The organism is Deinococcus aquiradiocola, from assembly GCF_014646915.1.
GTDB lineage: Bacteria > Deinococcota > Deinococci > Deinococcales > Deinococcaceae > Deinococcus > Deinococcus aquiradiocola.
The window spans coordinates 12,213-32,821 of record NZ_BMOE01000024.1; the positions used below are offsets into that span (position 1 = coordinate 12,213).

Annotated in this window: 15 protein-coding genes; 8 read left to right on the forward strand and 7 right to left on the reverse strand. The window is 72.3% G+C overall.

Annotation, left to right across the window (positions count from 1 at the left end):
* Positions 1 to 45: 45 nt before the first annotated feature.
* Complete coding sequence (locus tag IEY33_RS18545; protein WP_188964783.1) at positions 46 to 1,149, forward strand: acyl-ACP desaturase; 1,104 nt, start codon at positions 46 to 48, stop codon at positions 1,147 to 1,149.
* Positions 1,150 to 1,354: 205 nt separating this feature from the next.
* Here IEY33_RS18545 and IEY33_RS18550 read toward each other — a convergent pair whose 3' ends face one another.
* From IEY33_RS18550 to IEY33_RS18570, 5 genes are all read right to left on the reverse strand, one after another.
* Complete coding sequence (locus IEY33_RS18550; protein ID WP_188964784.1) at positions 1,355 to 3,202, reverse strand: ABC transporter ATP-binding protein; 1,848 nt, start codon at positions 3,200 to 3,202, stop codon at positions 1,355 to 1,357.
* Positions 3,199 to 5,019: an ABC transporter ATP-binding protein gene (locus IEY33_RS18555; RefSeq protein ID WP_188964785.1), complete on the reverse strand. Its 1,821-nt coding sequence runs from the start codon at positions 5,017 to 5,019 to the stop codon at positions 3,199 to 3,201. Before IEY33_RS18555 ends, IEY33_RS18550 begins: the two co-directional genes overlap by 4 nt.
* A 91-nt stretch (positions 5,020 to 5,110) precedes the next feature.
* Positions 5,111 to 5,353: a hypothetical protein gene (locus IEY33_RS18560; protein WP_188964786.1), complete on the reverse strand. Its 243-nt coding sequence runs from the start codon at positions 5,351 to 5,353 to the stop codon at positions 5,111 to 5,113.
* Positions 5,354 to 5,524: 171 nt separating this feature from the next.
* A complete protein-coding gene (locus IEY33_RS18565; protein WP_188964787.1) occupies positions 5,525 to 6,373 on the reverse strand; it encodes a metalloenzyme domain protein in 849 nt (282 codons plus the stop codon).
* 139 nt (positions 6,374 to 6,512) lie between these two features.
* Positions 6,513 to 6,695, reverse strand: a complete 183-nt coding sequence (locus IEY33_RS18570; protein WP_188964788.1) for a hypothetical protein — start codon at positions 6,693 to 6,695, stop codon at positions 6,513 to 6,515.
* A 231-nt stretch (positions 6,696 to 6,926) separates the two neighbouring features.
* Between IEY33_RS18570 and IEY33_RS18575 the strand changes: the two genes are divergently transcribed.
* From IEY33_RS18575 to IEY33_RS18595, 5 genes are read left to right on the forward strand one after another with little or no spacing between them, the layout of a single operon-like run.
* Entirely contained in the window at positions 6,927 to 8,462 is a 1,536-nt protein-coding gene (locus tag IEY33_RS18575) for a phytoene desaturase family protein (RefSeq protein WP_188964789.1), read from the forward strand.
* A gap of 52 nt (positions 8,463 to 8,514) precedes the next feature.
* Positions 8,515 to 10,044 (forward strand): carotenoid biosynthesis protein, encoded by a 1,530-nt coding sequence (locus tag IEY33_RS19535; protein WP_188964790.1) that lies wholly within the window; start codon positions 8,515 to 8,517, stop codon positions 10,042 to 10,044.
* Positions 10,020 to 10,697 carry a lysophospholipid acyltransferase family protein gene (locus tag IEY33_RS18585; protein ID WP_229671160.1) on the forward strand — a complete coding sequence of 226 codons (678 nt, stop codon included), beginning with the start codon at positions 10,020 to 10,022 and terminating at the stop codon, positions 10,695 to 10,697. Before IEY33_RS19535 ends, IEY33_RS18585 begins: the two co-directional genes overlap by 25 nt.
* On the forward strand, positions 10,694 to 11,866 hold the full coding sequence (locus tag IEY33_RS18590; protein ID WP_229671161.1) for a glycosyltransferase family 2 protein: 1,173 nt from the start codon (positions 10,694 to 10,696) through the stop codon (positions 11,864 to 11,866). Before IEY33_RS18585 ends, IEY33_RS18590 begins: the two co-directional genes overlap by 4 nt.
* Positions 11,863 to 13,311 (forward strand): phytoene desaturase family protein, encoded by a 1,449-nt coding sequence (locus IEY33_RS18595; protein ID WP_188964791.1) that lies wholly within the window; start codon positions 11,863 to 11,865, stop codon positions 13,309 to 13,311. Before IEY33_RS18590 ends, IEY33_RS18595 begins: the two co-directional genes overlap by 4 nt.
* Before the next feature lie 28 nt (positions 13,312 to 13,339).
* Here IEY33_RS18595 and IEY33_RS18600 read toward each other — a convergent pair whose 3' ends face one another.
* Positions 13,340 to 16,132 (reverse strand): LPS-assembly protein LptD, encoded by a 2,793-nt coding sequence (locus tag IEY33_RS18600; protein WP_188964792.1) that lies wholly within the window; start codon positions 16,130 to 16,132, stop codon positions 13,340 to 13,342.
* Positions 16,133 to 16,173: 41 nt separating this feature from the next.
* The gene (locus tag IEY33_RS18605; RefSeq protein ID WP_188964793.1) at positions 16,174 to 17,457 is read right to left on the reverse strand and encodes a SpoIID/LytB domain-containing protein; all 1,284 of its coding nucleotides are present in this window, start codon (positions 17,455 to 17,457) and stop codon (positions 16,174 to 16,176) included.
* A gap of 66 nt (positions 17,458 to 17,523) precedes the next feature.
* On the opposite strand from IEY33_RS18605, the gene IEY33_RS18610 reads away from it, so the two are divergent.
* Together IEY33_RS18610 and ilvA are read left to right on the forward strand one after the other, a co-directional pair.
* Positions 17,524 to 18,675, forward strand: coding sequence for an FAD-dependent oxidoreductase (locus IEY33_RS18610; protein ID WP_229671162.1), 1,152 nt, complete (start codon positions 17,524 to 17,526; stop codon positions 18,673 to 18,675).
* A gap of 205 nt (positions 18,676 to 18,880) precedes the next feature.
* Positions 18,881 to 20,437: a threonine ammonia-lyase, biosynthetic gene (gene ilvA / locus IEY33_RS18615; RefSeq protein ID WP_188964794.1), complete on the forward strand. Its 1,557-nt coding sequence runs from the start codon at positions 18,881 to 18,883 to the stop codon at positions 20,435 to 20,437.
* Positions 20,438 to 20,609: the final 172 nt, after the last annotated feature.

Genomic DNA, 20,609 nt, shown 5'->3' on the forward strand with positions numbered 1-20,609 from the left:
GAGGGTCGGAGCCAACTGGCGGACGGCCCCGATAAGGAGTTCACCATGAGTGCCATTCTGCCCCCCAACGCCCTGCTGGACGTGCCCCGCACCCCGGCCGGACTGCTGAGCAACCGTGAAAAAGACCGACTGATCGAACGCGCCTTCCTGGGCCTGTACCGCTGGTACACCGCCCGCAGTCAGGAGACGCGCAACTGGAACGCGGACCTGAGCTTCGACTGGAAGGGCCTGCGTCACGACCTCCCCAAGGAGATCATGACGACCATCACGGGCTTCTTCGCCGTGGAGCAGTACGCGCCCGACTACACCAGCGAACTCGTGAACCTCGTGCGCCGCAGCCACGGCCGCAGCCACTTCCAGCTCCGCTGGGGCAGCGAGGAGGAAAAGCACGCCGACGCCTGGGAGAACGCCGTGCTGTTCAGCCGTCAGCGCAGCCCGCAGTGGCTCGCGGAGTACAAGGAACGCCTGCGCGCCCAGCAGTGGCACCTGCCGTTCCCGGACGCCATCCACAACCTCGTGTACACGGTGTTCCAGGAGCGCGCCACGCAGCTGAACTACCTGAACCTGATGAAGCTTGCGAACGGCAAGAGCGACAAGGTCGCGAACGCCGTGGACCCGGTCCTGGCCCGCGTCGCGCAGACCATCGCGGTGGACGAGGCGGCGCACTACAACTTCTTCCTGGAGTGCACGCGCCTGTACCTGTACTACTACCCGGCCCGCACGCTGGAAGCCGTGAAGAACGTCATCGGGCAGTTCTCGATGCCCGCCTCGCACCTCGTGCCGGACTGGGACGAGTTCTCGACCACCGTGTACAAGGCCGGCATCTACGGCCCGCGCGACTTCAACCGCGACGTGATGCAGGTCGCGTTCCGGAACCTCGGCATCGAGAGCCGCAAGAAGCTGGAGGAAGGCATCAAGGCCACCCGTGAAGTGCCGGACTTCGACGGGCAGGCGACCGTCCAGACGGCCATCTGGGACTCCTTCGACTACGGCAGCATCGAGGGCGACGTGAAGCGCCTGCACGTCAAGATTCAGGATTACGAGAAGGGCGTGGGCTTCGACGCCGTGGACCCCTTCGAGTTCGTGCAGAACCCCGAAGCGCCGCGCGGCGTGGACAGCGACACCACCAACCCCGCCGAGAAGGAATAATACGGTTTTGAGCTGAACTTGTAGAGTTCAGCCGAGCGAAGCGAGCACCAAAAAGTACGGTTGGGAGGAGATGGAAGGGATGTCGGTGCTGTTTCCGGCATCCCTGGAATCGGATCAAAACCGTATAACTCCGGCCGGGAAGTGTAGAAGGCGGGCCGCCCCACACTGGGGGCGGCCCGCCTTCTTTCCGTGGCCTTCCGCTCACTCAGGCCTGGCCGGTGTCCTCGGCCCACAGTTCGCGCATTTCGGCGCTGCGTTCCAGCAGTTCCGGCAGGGTGCCGCTGTCGGTGAGGCGGCCGTCTTCGAGCAGCAGGATGCGGTCGGCGCGCAGCAGGGCCGCGCGGCGGTGCGACACGACGAGGCAGGTGGTGCCGTGGCGTTCGGCGAACAGTCCGGCCCACAGTTGCGCTTCTGTGGCGGCGTCCAGGGCGCTGCTCACGTCGTCGAACACCAGCAGGTCCGCGTCGCGGGACAGCATGCGGGCGACGGCGGCGCGCTGCACCTGTCCGCCGGAGAGTTTCACGCCGCGCGCGCCGACGGGCGTGTCGAGGCCCTGGCCGAGCTGCGTGAGGTCAGGCGTCATGACGGCGAGGTGCAGGGCGCGGTCCAGGCGGGCGGCGGTGCCGGGGTCGGTGTCGTGGCCCATCAGGACGTTCTCGCGCAGGGATTCGCTGAAGAGCTGCGGGAGTTGCGCGGTGTACGCGCTGCGGGGCGGCACGAAGAACGAGGCGGGGTCGGTGACGGGCATGTCGTTCCAGCGGACCTCGCCGTCCGTGCGGGGGATGAGGCCCAGCAGGGCGCGCAGCAGGGTGGTCTTGCCGCTCCCGATGCGGCCCGTGACGACCACGAACTCGCCGCGCGTGACGCTGAAGCTCGCGCCGTGCAGGCCGCGTCCGTTGGGGTGGACGGCGCTCAGGTCCGTCACGTCGAGGCGGGCGAGCGGCACGGCGGCCGCTGCGGGCGGGATGGGCGGCAGGTCGCCCTGCAGGTGCACGTCGTGGTGCTCGACGGGCTGCGTGATGGGCGCGTCCTGCAGGAGGCGGTTCATGCGTTCGAAGCTGACGCCGGTGCGGCGGTGCCGGGCGATCATGTCGCCGAAGAAGCCCATGCTGCCGGTCAGGCGCGGCAGGAGGGCCGCGAACAGCACGAAGTCCCCGATGCTCAGGCCGCCGGTCCGGAAGCGGCTCGCGCCGAGCAGCAGCACCAGTCCGGTCGCGACGGCGATCATGTTGCTGTTCACGCCCTTGATCAGTTCGGTGAGCAGCACGTCGCGCAGCGCGGCGCGGCGGCGCGTCTCGCCGAGGCGTTCGAGGTGGCGGACCATGTGGTCCTCGTTGCCGGAGAGTTTCACGGCGCTGACGGCCGCGAAGGTCTCGCCGACGAAGTCCGTGACGCGGGCCGTCGCTTCGCGCATGCGGCGGCGGTAGCGGCGGATGGTGGGCGAGAGGCGCTGCACGACCACCACCATCAGCAGCAGCGGCGCGCACACCACCAGCGTGATGACGGGGTCCACGCGCACCATCAGGGTCAGGGCGACGACGGTGTACAGCACGAATCCGGCCGAGTCGATCCAGACTTCGGTGTACCCGGCCACGTCCTCGACGTCGTCACGGAAGCGGCTGATCGCTTCGGCGGGCGTGTCGGGCAGGCGGCGCGAGCCGGGCGCGAGGAGCAGGTAGCCGAGCAGGTTGCGGCGCAGCAGCGCGTCGAGGGTGTACCAGATGCGGATGAAGGCGCGGAAGGCCGCGAGGAACACCGCGAAGCGGGAGAGGCGCGCGGCGGCGAACACGCCCACCATGATCCACACGGCGGTCAGGGCGCCCTGCGTGGACTGCCCGCCGACGCGGAGCGTCTCGAAGGCGTTGAGCCGGTCGAAGATGCGGCCGACCGCGAAGCTGAACAGGGCGGGCAGCGTGTGGAACGCACCCCACAGGGCGAGGTTCAGTGCGAACAGGCCGGGCCGGTACGCGAAGAGGCGGCGCATGAGCGCCAGGGTGGGCACGGCGGGCCGGGCGGCGGCGCCTTCGGGGGTGGGGGCAGGAACGGACGTCATGCGAGCACCTCTTCCTGAACTTCACGGCCTGCCGTGAGCAGGCGGCTGTACTCGCTGCGCGGGTCGCGGGCGAGCGCGGCGCGCGACCCGTACTCCAGCACGCGGCCCGCGCCGAGCACCAGGATGTCGTGCGCGCGGGCGACGGTGTCGAGCCGGTGCGCGATCACGATGGCGGTGCGGCCCTGCAGCAGGCGGCCCATCGCGGCGGTGAGGCGGCCCTCGGTGGCCGGGTCGAGGCGGGAGCTGGGTTCGTCCAGCACGATCAGGCCGGGGTCCTGCAGCATCACGCGCGCGAAGGCGAGCAGCTGCGATTCCCCGGCGGACAGGCTCCCGACGGGCAGCTGGCTGTGCAGGCCGTCGTCCAGGCTGTCCAGCCACGGCAGGAGGCCCACCTCGTCGAGGGCGGCGCGGACGCGGTCGTCAGGCACGCCGGGGTCGAAGAAGGTGAGGTTGTCGCGCACGGACGCCTGGAAGAGCTGCACGTCCTGCGTGACGACGGCCACGCGGCGGCGCAGGGCGTGCAGGTCGAGGTCGGTGGTGGGCACGCCGTTCAGGCGCACCTGGCCCTGCAGGGGGTCGTACAGGCGCGACACGAGGCGCGTGAGGCTGGTCTTGCCGCTGCCGGTCCGGCCGAGCAGGCCGACGGTGTGTCCGGGCTGCAGGGTGAAGCTCAGGTCGCGCAGCACGAGGTGCGCGTCCGGGTCCGGCCCGTCGGTGTCTTCGGGCGTCTCGTACCCGAAGGAGACGTGGTCGAAGGTCAGTTCGAGCGCGCCGCCCGGAAGGGTCTGCGTGCCCTGCTGCAGGTGGCTGTGCAGGTTGAGGAGTTCGCCGACGCGGATGAGGCTCGCGCCGGCCTTCTGCAGGTCCTGCAGCTGCTGCGTGAGCTGGTCGATGGGTTCCTCCACGAGACTCATGTACTGGTACAGCAGGAAGGCCGTGCCGATGCTCACGACGCCCGCCGTGTACAGGCCGACGGCGGCCGCGATGACGCCCACGTACCCGACCGAGAACAGCAGCATCGAGAGCTGCCACACGGCGCTGCGCTTGATCCACGCCTGGTACGCCTTCCAGAAGTACGTGCGCTGCACGCCGAGGAAGCGCGTGAGGGTGTACGGGCCGCCGCCGAGGGCGCGCACGTCGTCGAGGCCGGTGAGGCGTTCCTCCACGAAGCCGAAGAGGCGCGCGCTCGCCTCGCGTTCCTGGCGGGTGGGTTCCACGCCGATCTGCCGGACGCGGTTCATGGCGTACAGGGTGATGCCCGCGAAGCTCGTGACGAACAGACCGAGCCACCACTCCTCGCGCCAGAACATCACGAGCGCGCCGAGCAGCAGCAGGCCCGCCCCGAACACGCGGACCGCGAACTGCGAGAAGAAGTTCGAGAGGGCGGTCACGTCGCCGTCCACGCGTTCGATGAGTTCGCCGGGCGTGCGTTCCTTGTGGAAGCTCATGTCGAGGTTCAGGAGGTGCGTGGTGAGGTCGAGGCGCAGGCGGTTGGTGGCGGCCCAGCCGACGTCCGCGCCGATATACGTGGCCCCGGCGGACAGGAGCTGCACGCCGACCGCGATGCCGATGTACGTGAGGGCGAGGCGGGTGAGGGTGGAGAGGCTGCCGCGCTGCTGGGCGGTGTCGAGGAAGGTGGCGAGCAGCTGCGGGAGGTACAGGCTCAGGCCGATGCTGGAGAGGAGCAGCACGGCGAGCAGCAGCACGCGCGGCCAGAGCGGGCCGAGGTAGCGGCCGAGCACGGCGAGGGCGGCGCCGCTCGACGATGGGGGGGTCGAGGGCGGGCGCGGCGGGCGGGTGTGGGCGGGCAGGGTCATGTGTTCAGGCTAGGTGATTGTGGCGGGGTGGGCATCGGCCATGTGGCGGAGGGAGCGGCGGGTGCCGGGTCGGGCGGGCCTTCATGAAGGGTCAGCGGGTGCGGCTCAGGCCGGTCAGGAGCGGGACGAGGGCGGTGAGGACGGCGACGAGTCCGGCGGTGTCGTGGCCGCTGCGGGCGAGCAGGAAGGTGAGGACCATGCCGGTCAGGGCGACGAGAGCGGACAGGACGTGCAGCAGGGTACGGGTGAGGCGGGGGCGGGGCGTGCGGCGCGGCCCGGGGTGAGGGGGTGTAGGGCGAGACGGGCCTGGGGTGGGGGGGACGGGTCTGGTCATCGTTCACCCTCCCGCCGGTGGGCGGGACGTTGCTGGGGGCGTGGGGTGGGCGCGGACGTGGCTGGACCGGCGCAGGAGGAGGTGCGGCCCCGGGTGGGGCCGGTCTGCGGGCGGGCCGGGAGCGGCCCTCGATTGAGTATTACGAGTATAGCAGAATATGAAACGCTATATTCATACACCGAAGAATTCGTGAAGCCGCTGCCCGCCGTCCAGCACCGACCTCGCCCCCATCGTCACCAGCCCGCCCGTCCCCGCCACCGCGAACGGCACGCGCGCCACCGTGTGCGCCTTCACGCCCAGATCCTCGAAATTCCCGTGATCGCTGCTCAGCACCACCGCCGCCCCACCCTCCAGCAACCCCGCCAGCAGCGCGTCCAGCCGCTCCAGGTACGCCACCGCCGCCCCCCACAACCCCACGGGCGGCACCTCGCGCCCCAGGTGCCCCAGCACGTCCCCGAACCACGCGTCGAACATCAGGAGGTCATACCCCCGCACGCCCGCCACCGCCCGCCCACGCGCACGCCAGTCGGCCAGCGTGTCCTGCGCCGCCCACGGCTCCGCGTACCCCAGCCCCAGCGTCGGGGACAGCAGCGGCAGGCCCGGCGGGTTCAGCGGCAGGCCCGCCGCCAGCACGCTGTACGGAAAGCACCCGTGCCGCGCCCGCCGGGCCTGCGCCTCGAAATACCCCGGCGGGTACACGTTCAGGAGCGCCGCCCGCCCACCCGCCGCCACCAGCCGCACCGGCAACGCCCGCGCGTCCAGCAGGCGACGCAGCGTCGGCCCCGGCTGCGGCCCGAAATGCTCCCCCATCAGCGCGACCGCGTCCACGCCCGTCAGCCACACCGCCTGCCCCGTCGCGCTCTGCGGCAGGCCCGGCACGCCCAGCGTCGCGTCCAGCGCCGCGCCCGCCTCCACGAACGGGCGCAGGGTGGGCAGGTGCGCCTCCCAGGCACTGCCCGGCGGCGCGTCCTGCGGGTGGCCCACCCCGTCCAGCGCCAGCCAGATCAGGGGCCTCGTCATGCCCGCAGTCTAGAGCGCCTGCCCTGCACAACCGTGCGGCCCGCCGCTGTTCCCGCCCGGCACGCACAGGCCGGGCGTCTGATGCGTGCTGGCGCCCTCTTCGCTCAGCTGAACTCCAGGAGGTCAGCTCAATGTGGTCTCAGTCCTGCGCTTTGCTCCAGTTCCAGGCGCGCCAGCTGTCGATGCCGAACCACACGGTCAGCACGGCGGGGAGCAGCAGCCAGGCGGTGCCGTTCATGCCCAGCCACACCGTCAGGATCAGGCAGGCCACGGCCGCCAGCAGGCTGAAGATGAACACGTTCCGGGCGGGCATACGGCGCATGAGAAGAGCTTACAGAAAACGGTCTTTCTGAGATCTGACTTTTTTCCTTGACAGCTTGGTGTTCAGGGCCTCATGAACGCCGGGAGGCCAGCAGGAGGGCGTGATGCCCTGCGGGCGGGGGTCTGTCGCCGTTGACCTGCGGGCGGGGGTCTGTCGCCGTTGTGACGAATCCCGGCGCGCCGCAGCCGCTACAGTCAGGGCAGGGAGTCCCACCCCTGAGGAGCCAATGCCTTGCCAGACTTTGACGTGATCGTGATGGGTGCCGGGCACAACGCGCTCGTGACTGCCGCCTATGCCGCCCAGGCGGGCCTGAAGGTCGGCGTGTTCGAACGCCGTCACCTCGTGGGCGGCGCCGTCAGCACCGAGGAACTCGTGCCGGGGTACCGCTTCGATTACGGCGGGAGCGCGCACATCCTGATCCGCATGACGCCCGTCGTGCAGGAACTCGAACTCGGACGCTACGGCCTGCACTACCTGGAGGTGGACCCCATGTTCCACGCCAGCGACGGCGAGGACCCGTGGTTCGTGCACCGGGACGCGGAACGCACCATTCACGAACTGAACGAGAAGTTCCCCGGTCAGGGCGACGCGTACCGCCGGTTCCTGAACGACTGGACGCCGTTCGCGGATTCGGTCGCGGACCTCTTCAACAGCGCGCCCGGTCCGCTCGACATGGGCCGTATGATCTTCCGCAGCAAGGGCGAGATGGGGATGCAGGATCAGCTGTCGCGCATCCTGCGGCCCTACGGCGACGTGGCCCGCGAGTACTTCAGCGACGAGCGGGTGCGTGCGCCGCTCACGTGGATGGCCGCGCAGAGCGGCCCGCCGCCCACCGATCCGCTCAGCGCGCCGTTCCTGCTGTGGCACCCGCTGTACCACCGGGGCGGCGTGGCGAGACCCAAGGGCGGCAGTGGCGGGCTCACGCGGGCGCTCGCGCGGGTGGTGGAGGCGCACGGCGGGCAGATCTTCACGGGCGCGGGCGTGAAAAGCATCCTGCTGGAGAGCGGGCGGGCCGCCGGGGTCGAACTGGACAGCGGCGAGCGGTACACGGCGCGCGCCGTGGTGTCCGGCACGCACGTCCTCGCGACGGTGGCGGCCCTGCCGGACGAGGTCGTGCCGGACGCCGCGAAACGCGTGCGGGTCGGGAACGGATTCGGAATGGTGCTGCGCCTCGCGCTGAAGGGCAAGGTCAAGTACCGCAACCACACGGAACCGGACAGCCGCGTGGGCCTGGGCCTGCTCATCCGGAACGAGCAGCAGCTCATGAAGGGCTACGGGGAGTACCTGGCGGGCGAGCCGACCACCGACCCGCCCCTGATCGCCATGAGTTTCTCGGCGGTGGACGACTCGCTCGCCCCGCCGGACGGGGAGGTGCTGTGGCTGTGGGCGCAGTACTACCCGTACGAACTGAGCCGCGGCGACTGGAAGACGCGCAGCGGCGAGGCGCGCGAGAACATCCTGCGGGCCTTCGAGCACTACGCGCCCGGCACGCGCGAGCAGATCGTGGGCGAACTCGTGCAGACGCCGCTGTGGCTGGAGCAGAACCTCGGCCTGTACCGCGGGAACGTCATGCACCTGGAAATGAGCTTCGATCAGATGTTCAGCTTCCGGCCGTTCATGGCGGCCAGCCAGTACCGCTGGCCGGGCGTGCCGGGCCTGTACATCACGGGCGCGAGCACCCACCCGGGCGGCGGCATCATGGGCGCGTCGGGGCGCAGTGCGGCGCGCGTCCTGATCCGCGACCTGACCCGGAGAGGCTGGAAGTGAACGGCCAGGCGGGCAGCGCGGAACAAGCGGGCGGGCAGGCCGGGAGGGCAGCGTGACGTACCTGCAGTACCACCTGGTGTTCATCGTGCCGGTGCTGCTGGCGCTGGCCCTCGTCACGTGGCGCGAGACGCGCGGCGGCCGCAGCCTGGCGGGCGCGTTCCGGGAGGGCCGCTGGGCGTGGCGGACCTTCGCGCTGTTCCCGCTCATTCCGCTGATCTACACCACGCCCTGGGACAACTACCTGGTGTTCCGGGGCGTGTGGACGTACCCGCCCGAACGGGTTCTCGGGCGGATCGGGTACGTGCCGTACGAGGAGTACGCGTTCTTCGCGCTGCAGACGCTCATCACGAGCCTGTGGCTGTTCTTCTGGCTGCGGCGCAGCGGGCGCACGCAGGAGGAAGCGGCGCGCGTGTCGCCGCGTCCCGCCGTGACGCGTGCGGGGCAGGCGGTCCTGTGGCTGGCGGTGGCCTTCGTGGGCGTGCTGATGCTGCGTTCGCCGTCCACCTTCTACCTGGGATTGATCCTGTCGTGGGCCTGCCCGGTCCTGAGTGGCCTGTCGGCGTTCGGGGGGGACCTCGTGTTCGGTCGGCCGCGCGTGTACCTGCTGGCGGTGCTGCCGCCCACCCTGTACCTGTGGGCCACGGACCTGTACGCCATCCATGACGGCATCTGGGGCATCTCGGGGACGTTCACGCTCGGCTGGAATCTCTTCTCGGTGCTGCCCGTCGAGGAGATGGTGTTCTTCCTGATCACGAACCTGCTGGTGGTGACGGGCACGCTGTCGTTCCTGCATCCGGTGGCGCTGCAGCGCGTGAACCGGCTGGTGGCGCTGCTGCGGACGGGCCGCGTGCGGCCCTGGATGGTGCTCACGGCCCTGTACGCCCTGTCGAAGATCCCGGTGCCGCTGTGGCCCGCCGGGTTCCCGCTGCTCGGCACGCTCGGCACGGTCCTGCTGTTCCTGGCGGGCCTGAGTTACGCGTGGGAGCAGGTGGGGGTGCGCGCGGCACTGCCGGCGCTGCTGGCATTCGGGGTGGGGCTGGGCGTCGAGGTGCTGGGCAGCCGGACGGGCTTCCCGTTCGGGCTGTACAGCTACGCGGGCGCGCCGGGACCGCTGCTGCTGGGCGTGCCGCTGCTCGTGCCGCTCGGGTGGTTCGCGATGACGCTGTCGGCGGCGGTGCTGGCGCGCGGGCGGGCGTGGCTGGCGGGCCTGCTGCTCGTCGCGTGGGACGTAGGGCTGGAGCCGCTCATGACTTCGCGCGGCTTCTGGAGCTGGCAGGACCCGGCGGGCCTGTGGGCGGGCGCGCCGCTGCAGAACTTCCTGGCGTGGTTCGTGGTGGGCGCGGCCCTGACCTTCGCGTTCCGGGAGCTGGCGCCTCGCCTGTTCACGCCGCCCTCCCCTCCCCTGCCGAGCTTCGCGGCCGCGTACCTGCTGGAGACGGTGTTCCTGCCGGGCGGGCTGCTGCTGCTGGGGGCCGGGTGGGGCGCGTGCCTGCTGACGCTGGCGTGCATGGGCGCCGCGGCGCTGCTGGCCCTGTGGCCCACACCGGGGAGGCGGGCGTGGCCCTCGTCCCGGCAGGCGTAGATCCGCTCGTCACGTGGGGCCTGGAGCGCATGGTGCGCCGCAGCGTCCACGCGGGCCTGCGGGGCGTGTGGGTGTACGGGCCGGTCCCGGCGGGCGCGGCGGTCCTCGCGCCGACGCATCACAGCTGGTGGGACGGGTACGTGCTGTTTGACGTGAGCCGCGCGTTCTCGCAGCGGTACGCGGTCCTGATGACGGCGCGGCAGCTGGACGCGTTCGCGTTCCTGCGGCGGCTGGGGGCCGTGCCGGACGTGCGGCCCAGGGCGGCGCTGCGGGCCGCGCAGGAGGGCGCGTGGGTGGTGGTGTTCCCGGAGGGGGCGCTGCGTCCGGCGGGGCCGCCGGGGCCGCTGCAGGCGGGGGCGGGGTGGCTGGCGCGCACGGCGGGCGTGCCGCTCGTGCCGGTCGCGCTGCGGGTGGTGCTGCGCGGTCAGCAGCAGCCGGAAGCGTACCTGCGCTTCGGGTCGCCGGTGGACGCGGCTGGACTCGCGGCGGCCCTCGCGCAGGAGCTCGCGCGGCTGGACCGTGATCTGCTCGGCAGCGACCCGGAGGAACCGCTCGCCGGGTACCTGCGCGTGTCGGGCGGGACCGGCAGTCAGCACGAGCGGCTCGCGCGGGCGGGCGCGCTGCTGTCGCGCGTGACGGGAGACGCCCGGTGAGGACGGGCCGGGTGGGCGGGGCGCTGCGCCGCGCGTACCCCACGGCGGCCCTCGGCTTCCTGCTGTACAAGCTGGGGACGCTGGCCGTGAACGCCCTGACCTTCCCGGTCCTGCGTGCCCGCCCGCGCATCGCGGCCGGGCCGCGCGTCAGCATCCTGGTGCCCGCCCGCAACGAGGCGCTCAACCTGCCGCACACCCTGCCGCGCCTGCTGCGGCAGGGCGCGGCCGAAGTGATCGTGCTGGACGACCGCTCCTCGGACGGCACCGGCCCGGTCGCGGCGGCCCTGACACTGGGCGTGCCGGGCGCGCGCGTGATTCCCGGCACGCCCAGACCGGCGGGCTGGCACGGCAAGCCGTGGGCGTGCCTGCAGCTCGCCCGGGCGGCGCTCGGCGACGTGCTGATCTTCACGGACGCCGACGTGTGCTGGGAGGACGGCACCCTGAACGCGCTGCTGCACGCACTGGAGGACAGCGGCGCGGACCTGCTCACGGTGTGGCCGCGCCAGCAGACGCGGACGCCCGGCGAGCGCCTGCTCGCGCCGCTGGTGGACGACGTGCTGCTCAGCATTCTGCCCGCGCCGCTCATCCGGCTGCCGTTCGCCAGCATGAGCGCCGGGAACGGGCAGCTGATGGCGTTCCGGGCGGGCACGTACCGGCGGGTGGGCGGGCACGCCCTCGTGCGGGACGAGGTGCTGGAGGACGTGCGCTTCGCGGCGCGGCTCAAGGCGCGGGGCGGGCGGGTCGCGGTCGCGCTGGGCGGCGACCTGATGAGCGTCCGCATGTACCGCAGTTACGCCGGGCCGGGCGGCGCGGTGGAGGGCTTCGCGAAGAGCCTGCACGAGGCGCACGGCGGTTCGCGGGCCGTGATGCTGCTCTCGTGGGCGTGGCATCTGGCGGTGTACACCCTGCCGTGGTGGCCCGGCTGGACGGCGGGGCGGGGCGGCGCGGCCCGCGTCCGGACGGCCGTGCTGGGCCTGGGCCTGCTGGAGCGGCTGCTCGTGAACGTCCGCACCGGGCGCACGACGCGCGCGGACCTGCTGGAGGTGCTGCTCACGCCGCTCACGCCACTCGCGGCGCTGCCGGTGTACCTGCTGGCCCTGCGCGGCACGTACCGCTGGAAGGGCCGCGAGTACGTGCGCCGGGGCCGCGGCGCAGGAGGAGACGCATGAATGGACCGGGCGGGAAGGCGGGCGGGCCGGAGAGTGCCGTCGTGATCGGGGCGGGCTTCGCGGGCCTGCTGGCCGCGCTGCGCCTGCGGCTGGCGGGCGTGAACGTGACGGTCCTCGACCATCTGGACCGCGCGGGCGGCAAGGCGGCGCTCGGCCCGAGCGAGGGCGGCTGGGACGCGTTTTCCAGCGGGCCGACCGTCGTCACGATGCCGGACGTGTTCCGGGGCGTGCACGCCCGCGCGGGGCTGGACGCGCCGCAGCTCGCGCCCGCGCGGCCCACCACGCGGTACGCGTACCCGGACGGGCGGGTGTTCGCGCCGGAAGCCCTGCGCGTGGCGGGCAGTCTGGACGGTACGCTCGCGCAGCTCGGGACGGACGAGGCGCACGACTACGCGCGCCTGCTGGCCCTGTCGCGCGCCATGTACGAGGACGCCGCGCCGACCTTCATCTTCGGGCCGCCGCCGGGCCTGCCTGCCCTGGCGCGCTACGCCGTGACGCGCGGGCACCGGGCCGCGCCGCACCGGACGCTCGCGCAGGTCGTGCAGAGCGGCCCGCACCTGACGCCGTTCTGGCTGCGGTTCGCGACGTACCTGGGGGCCGACCCGTACCGCGCTCCAGCCGTGCTGCACAACATCGCGTGGGTGGAGCTCGGGGAGGGCGTGTGGCACCTCGCGGGCGGCCTGGGGGCCTTCGCGGCGCGGCTCGCGGCGAGGGCCGAGCAGCTCGGCGTGCGGTTCGAGTACCTGACGCGCGTGGAGCACCTGCTGCAGTCGGGCGGGCGCGTGGTGGCGGCGCACACGGACCGGGGCGTGTTCACGGCGGACGCGTTCGTGAGTGCCGCGGACCGGTCCCTGACCTCGCAGTGGCTGGGGCGAGGACCGGAGGTGCAGGCGCGCGGCGTGAGCGGGTTCGCGCTGCAGCTGCGCCTGTCGGAGGACGTGGGGGACGCGCATCACGTGCTGTTCCCGCGCAGTTACGCGCGTGAGTGGCGGGACGTGCGGGCGGGCCGCCTGCCGCGCGACCCGACGCTGTACCTGCACCTGAACGGCACGCGCGGCTTCCTGCTCGTGAACGCGCCCGCCGTGCGGGACCCGGGCGGCGCGGGCGCAGGCGGCGCGCGGCCGGGGCCGGGGCAGGCGGAGTACGCGCGGTTCCTGCTGTCGCAGCTGCAGGCGCGACTCCCGCTGCCCGTCACGGCCTGGAACGCCCTGTCGCCCGCCGAGTACGCGCGCACGGCGCAGGGCGGCGCGCTGTACGGGCGCGCCCCGCACGGCCTGACCGGCAGCCTGCGGCCCGGCTGGACCTTCCGTGGGGTGGAGCGGCTGGTGCAGGTGGGCGGCACGGTGCATCCGGGCGGCGGGGTGCCGCTCAGCATGTCGAGCGGCTGGAACGGGGCGGGCGCGCTGCTGGGCCTGCCGTACGACCGGCTCGACCGGCTGCCCTGACCGGGGGGAGCCGTGCAGGAGTGGCGGCTCAGCGGCCGGGCGTGAGGAGCGGCACGCTGACGCCGCCGCTGCTCGCCTCGAAGGCCGACAGGTTGCCCTGGCCGGGCAGGCTGAAGCCCAGCCGGTAGCGGCCGTCCACGGGGTTGATCTCGATCTGGAAGTTCCAGCAGCAGCGGTCCACCGTGAGGTTCAGGATCGGCAGGATGCGGCTGGGCGGCTGCAGCACGCCGTTCTGCCACGTCAGCGTCTGCCGCAGGCTGGTGCTCACGTACGCGCCCGGCCGGGGGCCGTTCCCGAGGCCGAAGGTGACGGTGATCGGCTGGAAGGTCAGGGTGTCCTGCACGATGTCGCCGGGCGTGCCGGGGCTCTGGTGCGAGCGGCTGTAGTACGCGCCGCCGCTCACGAAGGCCCGCCCGAGGTCGTAACTGCCGGCCACGCTGGCGTTCGCGAGTTCGGTGAGCGTCTGTTCCAGGCCCGGCAGGTTCGCGGTCGCCTGCGCGCTGAGGCGCTGGCCCTGGCGGGTGGCGGTGAGCGTGCCGGACAGGGTGGGTTTCGTGAACCAGAAGCGCGACACGTCGAACAGCCCGCCGTAGCGGAAGTTCCAGTTGAGGTTCGTGCCCGCCTGGGTGCCGACCGAGGCGTACACGGTGTCGGAGGCGGGGTTGCCGTTCGGGAGGCTGAGGGCGTGCGTGGTGCTGAAGGTCAGCGGGCCGGTGTTGAGGGTCGCCTGTCCGTTCAGGGACGCGTTCTGCGTGACGAGCGGCGGGGCGGCGGGGTCGCTGGTGGACGGGACGCTCGTCTGGAAGTTGACGTTCTCGGTCGCGTTGAAGCTGACGGGGTTCAGGACCGCGTCGCGGGTGGCGATGGCGGCGGCGCGCAGGTTGAGGCTGCTCAGCATGCGGGAGACGGGGTCGTAGTTGAGGGTCACGCCGAAGGTGTTCGTGCGCGGCCCGCCGATCACGTCGGCGCTCAGCGCGAAGGGCGTGGGGCCGCCCGTGGCGGTGTAGCTGCCGCGCAGGCCGAGCAGCAGCGGCGTGTTGCGGCCGACCGTCGCGTCGAAGCTGGCGGTGTCGAGCCGCCCGCGGTAGAAGTTCGGTTCGAGCACGAGGTTCGCGCTGGCCCGGTCGCGCAGCAGGTTCACGCTGAAGCGCGCGGGCGCCTGCGTGTCGGGCGTCAGGAAGGCGTCCACGGCCTGCGAGGCGGTGACGGTAAAGCCGGGCGTGGGCGTGACGCGCACCTCGGCCGACAGGACGCTGCTGGGGTTGCGGCCGTATACGGCGTCGAAGGCGAAGGGGCTGGTGCCTTCCTGGCGGGTGTACAGGTAGCTGAGGCGCACGCTGTTGCTGACGTTGAAGGTCTGCGTGAGGGTCGCGCCGACGCTGAGGTTCACGGTGCGCGCGCCGGTCAGGTAGTACCGGCCGGTGAAGGTGTTGTTGAAGCTCAGGTCGGCGTCCGTCCACGGCTTGACGCCGTACGTGATGACGTGGCTCTCCTCGAGTCTCGCGGTCGAGAAGTTCGGGCCCTGCGCCTGCGCGCTGCGGCTGAGGGGGTTGCTGGCGGCGGTGTAACTGCCGAGCGCCACCCGGAAGTCCGCGCTGAGGTTCCCGAGCCGGTACGCGCCCGGATCGACGACCACCTCGCGCCGCAGGACGGTGCCGAGCGCCACGGTCGGTTCCGGCCCGAGGCGGTCCTGATCGTTCAGCTGCACGCCGATGCTCCCGAACTCCAGGCTGGGGAAGTCGGCGCTGGCGCGGCCGGTGATGTCGGTCACGCCGCGCTGCGGGTCGTTGTCGGTGCGGCCGATATCGTTGCGGACGGCCGTCAGGGTGTACAGCAGGCCGTCCTTGCTGCCGTACAGGGACAGGCGGCCCTTCACGGAGAAGTTCAGGGCGTACTCGTCCTCGCCGCGTCCCTGGTAGCCGGTGCTGCCGTCCGAGCGGGTGTAGGGCACGGTGGGTCTGGGGCTCGCGAGGGCGTACAGGTCGAGGCGGTCCACGCCCCGGATCGGCGCGAAGCTGTGCAGGTCCACCCCGAACCCCACCTGCGGCGTACGGTACTGGGAGTAGCGCAGCAGCGTCGTCCCGTAGGTGCTGCTGCCCGCCACGAACGGCAGGTCCGCCTCGACGGACACGCCGTCCGAGGCGCTCTGCGAGACGCTCAGGCGCGGCTGGCGGCTCTGGTCCTGCAGCGGCAGCACCACCACCGGCAGGAACAGCACGGGCGCGTCCGCGAGCAGCAGGGTCGCGTCGTACGCGACGAGACGGTCGCCGGGGTACAGCAGGACGCTGCGGGCACGGAAGGCGTAGTCGTTGGGGGTGCGGCCACACTTCGCGCACGGCGTGAAGTAGCTGTTGCTGGCCGTGAGCTGGCCCGGCACGCGCGACACGGCCTCCCCGCGAATCTCGATGCTGCTGTCGCTGATGACGACGTCCTCGCCCGTCAGGGCTTCCGAGCCGAGGTCCACCACGAGGCCGCTGCCCTTGAGGACCTGCGTGCTGCCGTTCTGGACGGTGTCGTACTCGCCCGTGCCGATGACGGTCAGGGTGCGGCGCGTGCGGTTGTACTCGACGCGCGTGGCGAGCAGCACGTCCTGGTCGATGTGCAGTTCGACCTTGCTGCCGCTGATGACCACGATCTCCTGGTCCTCGGCGCGGCTCCCGTCGGGCTGCAGGTCGCCCGTCACCTTGCGGAGTTCGAGGCGGTCGGCCGTCACGATCTTGATGGTGCGGGCGTCGGCGCTGCCGAGCAGGCCCAGGCCGAGCGTGACGCCCAGTACGCCCAGTGCGAGGCGCAGGGACCGGTTCAGGGTGCGGCCCAGCATCCGGCGCAGTGTCCGGGGTCGGGGACGGGTGGGCGGCATGCTTACAGCCCCGGGGTTCCCGTGAGGGCCAGCGGCGTCAGCAGGGGACTGGTCGGCAGGGGACTGGTCAGCAGCGGATTGGGGCGGAGCGGTTCGGCTGCGAGCGGCACGGCGGCCGCCTGCGCGAAAGCGACGCCCGTCGTGAGGCGGCCGCCCGGCACGTCGGCCCCCAGGATGCTGCTGATGCTCGCCCCGCCGTAGTAGAAGCCCATGATCTGCAGGTAGTTCCAGCCCTGCCGGGCGAGGCCCGACGCGCCGTACTGCGACAGGCCCACGCCGTGCCCGGAGCCCGCACCGCTCACGACGAGCGGGTCGCTGCCGCTGAAGTTCACGCGGGAGGACTTCGCGCCGAGGGAACGCACGAAGCCGCCCGCGTCGGCGCCCTGCAGGGTCCGGCTGCCCGACGCGCCGTTCAGGGCGACGCCCGTCACGCGGCCGGACGCGCTCACGCCCACGATGGTCACGCTGCGCAGCGCGCCGACGCGCACACCGTACCGCGCGGCGATGTCCGCCACCTGCCGCAGCGGCACGTTGAAGGTCCAGCGGCTGTTCGGTCCCTGCGAGGCCGGGTCGGGGCGCGCCACGAGGTACGGCACGTCCTGCCCCCACGTTTCCAGGCTGGAGGCCGTGAACCCGCCCGAGTCGCTGGAGAAGTACGTCTTGGCGGCCGCGCCCGCGTACGACACGACCTGCGCGCGCGTCGCAGCGATGGCGGCGTCGCTGCCGGTCGCCTCGCGCGCCACGCCGCCGTACACCTGACAGCTGTCCGTGGCGCACAGGTCGTAGTACGAGCCGGGGTTGATGCGGGCAGCCGCGTACGTGCGCGCCACGACCGCCTGGGATTTCAGGGCCTCGAGCGGCCACCCGCTCGGCATCTCGGCGGGGACCACGCCACGCAGGTAGTCTTCGAGGTCGAGGACGTTCACGGCGCTCACGCCGCCCTTCGCGGCCTTGAGGAGCAGGCCGCCGCGGTAGGTGCGGCCCGCGATCTCGACGGTACTGCCCGGCACGGGCGGCAGGTACAGGGTGTCGCTGCCCGCCTCCTGCCCGTTCAGGCTGAGGCCGCCGGACGCGCCGGGCGTCACCGTCCAGCTGTAGCTGCCGCTCAGGGGGGGCGCGGTCAGGCCCGTGGCGGGGCCACTCTGCGCTACGCTGGCCGCGATGGGCACCCGGACCGACACCGCACTGCCGCTGGCGACGAGGACCCGGATGTTGGTCGCGGCCGCCGTGGGCCACGCCAGCATCCCGGTCCCCAGGACCGCCAGTGAAACGATGAACGACCGCATGAAGGCGAGTATAAGGGCAGAGGCTTGTGCCCCTCGTGAGAGCCGCCGCCCGGCCCGGCGGGCCGCGTGACGGGGGCGGCGGCGGGGCGCGTGTGGGCGCACGTGGGGCAGCCGTTCGCGCCCGCCCGGTACGACGTGCTGATCGTGGGGGCGGGCCGGATGGGCGCGGCCCTCGCGCGGTTCCTGAGGGCGGCCCGGCCGGACCTGTCGCTGCTGCTCGCCGAGGAGGGCGGCCTCCCGAACGAGGAGGGCGCGACGATCCTCGCGCCGGGCGTGTGGCACGCGGACGTACCCCCGGAGAGGCGCGAGGAGGCGGAACGCACGCGCGTCCTGCTCGGCGACGCGCTCACGCCCTGCGGCCTGCTCGACCTGCAGGGGCAGGCGGGGCCGGCGACGCGGCCCGTCAGCGAGGTGCTCGGGCCGGACCTGCTCGGCTGGATCGACGCGGGGGTGCTGCCGCACGTGCGGCTGGACGGGCGGGCGGGCGTGTACAGTGCCGGGCAGCTCACGCTGGGGCACGCGCAGACGGCCATCCGGGAAGGCGCGGACCTGATGCTGAACGTCCGCGCCGAACTGCACGGGCACGAGCTGAACGGGCACGCACTGGACCGGCCAGGGTCAGGCGGCGCGGCACGGGTGGCGCTGCACCGCCTGAGCGTCACGAACACGCATCAGGTCGTGGTGGACCACACCGTGAACGTCACGGTGGCGCGCGTGGTGATCGCGGCGGGCGCGCCCGGCCCGGCCCTCGCCGAGGCGGGGCTGGGCATCGTCACGCCGCACCGCGCCGCGTACCGGCAGACGCCGCGCCTGGAGGTGCCGAGCACGTCCGGCACGCCCGTCCTGCGCGCCGAGGGCCTGACGCTCCGCCCGCAGAGCGGCGGGTTCACGGTCGTGCCGCCCGTCCCGCACCCGGACCCGTGGGGGTACGTCCCGACGGGCGGGCGGCTGGTGGGCGTCCCGGTCGGGCTGCGCCGCGAGACGCTGGACGCCGTGATGCGCGCCATGCCGGGCCTGAGCGTGCTGGCGGGAGAGGGGCTCGTCGTCGGGCGGAGCATCGCGGACATTCCCGGCGCGTGGCTGGCCGTCCCGGCAGGCGACTGGCCCACCTGGGAGCGGCTGGACGACACGCACTGGCTGCTGCTCGGCGGGGAGCGGGCCGACCTGACGGGCCTCGCCGTCGCCGAACAGCTCGCGCAGGCCCTCGCGGCGACCTGACCTGCCCGGCGAGGGTGAGCTGACCTGTGCGGTCACCCGGGACCTGTCTACCCTTCCCGGCGTCGGCGACGCGCAGCCTGTTACACTGCCCGCATGAACGCGGCGCGAATTATCGACTTCTCCGGGGCCTGCTCCGGGTAAGTCCGCTTGCCCGCACGTCACCCCCGGCCGCCCGCCGGGGGAATTTTTTTGGACAGGAGACGCCATGAACCCCACGCAGACCCCCACCGATCCCGCCCCGACCCTCACGCCGACCGGCCTGGAACTCGTCCAGCAGGTCCTCACGAGCCGCGTGTACGACGTGGCGATCGAGACGCCCCTGCAGCACGCGCGGCAGCTGAGCGAACGGCTGGGGCAGGATGTGTTCTTCAAGCGGGAGGACCTGCAGCCCATTCATTCCTTCAAGCTGCGCGGCGCGTACAACCGCATGAGTCAGCTCAGCGCGCAGGAACGCGAGCGCGGCGTGATCTGCGCGTCGGCCGGGAATCACGCGCAGGGCGTGGCGTTCAGCGCGCAGCGGCTGGGCGTGCGGGCCGTGATCGTGATGCCCGCCACGACGCCCGACATCAAGGTCAGCGCGTGCCGGGCGCGCGGCGCGGACGTGCGCCTGCACGGCGACAGTTACTCCGACGCGGCAGAGTACGCCGAGCGCCTCCAGCAGGAGCTGGGCCTCACGTACATCCACCCCTACGACGACCCCTGGGTGATCGCGGGGCAGGGCACGGTGGGGCTGGAGCTGCTGCGGCAGGTGCAGGCGGGCGCGTACACGGTGTTCTGCCCGGTGGGCGGCGGTGGCCTGATCGCGGGCGTGGCGGCGTTCCTGAAGAGCGTCAACCCGCAGGTGCGGATCGTGGGCGTGGAACCGGAGGATTCGGACGCCATGACGCAGAGCATCCGCGCGGGGGAACGCGTGCGGCTCGACACGGTCGGGATCTTCGTGGACGGCGTGGCCGTCAAGCAGGTGGGGGTGCACACCTTCCGGCTCGCGCAGCAGTTCGTGGACGACTGGGTGACGGTCAGCACGGACGAGGTGTGCGCCGCCATCAAGGACGTGTTCGACGACACGCGCGCCGTGATGGAGCCCGCCGGTGCGCTGGCCGTCGCGGGCCTGAAACGCTACGCGCGCGAGCACGGCACGTCCGGGCCGCTGGTGGCGCTCACCTGCGGCGCGAACGTGAACTTCGACCGGCTGCGTCACATCGCGGAGCGCGCGGAGATCGGCGAGCAGCGCGAGGCGATCCTGGCCGTCACGATCCCCGAACGGCCCGGCGCGTTCCTGGCGTTCTGCCGGGCGCTCGGCGAGCGGAACGTCACGGAGTTCAACTACCGTTACGCGCCCACCCCGGAAGCGCGGATCTTCGTGGGGGTGCAGCTGGCCGACAAGGGGCAGCGGCAGGCGCTCGTCGCGGACCTCGTGGCGGCCGGGTACCCCGTCACGGACCTCACCGAGGACGAGATGGCGAAGGTCCACGTGCGGCACATGGTGGGCGGCCGCGCGCCCGAGGCGGTCGGGGAGCGGCTGTACACCTTCGAGTTCCCGGAACGGCCCGGCGCGCTCATGACGTTCCTGAGCGCCCTGCATTCCGGCTGGAACATCAGCCTCTTCCATTACCGCAACCACGGGAGCGCGCACGGGCGGGTCATGGCGGGCATTCAGGTGCCGGACGCGGAACTGCCGGACTTTCAGGCGTTCCTGGCGGAGCTGGGGTATCCGGCCCGCTCCGAGGACGAGAACCCGGCGTACACCCTGTTCCTGAAATAAAGCACAACGCAGCGCGGGCCGACCCTGAAGGGGAGTCGGCCCGCGCTGCTGGCGGGGTGAGTGGGCACAGGAACGTCCCCCCAGTTCCGGAGAACTGGGGGGACGGTTGGGTGATGAGTCAGTGTGATCGAGGAAGTGTGTGGAGCCTATAGAAAGGAGGTGATCCAACCGC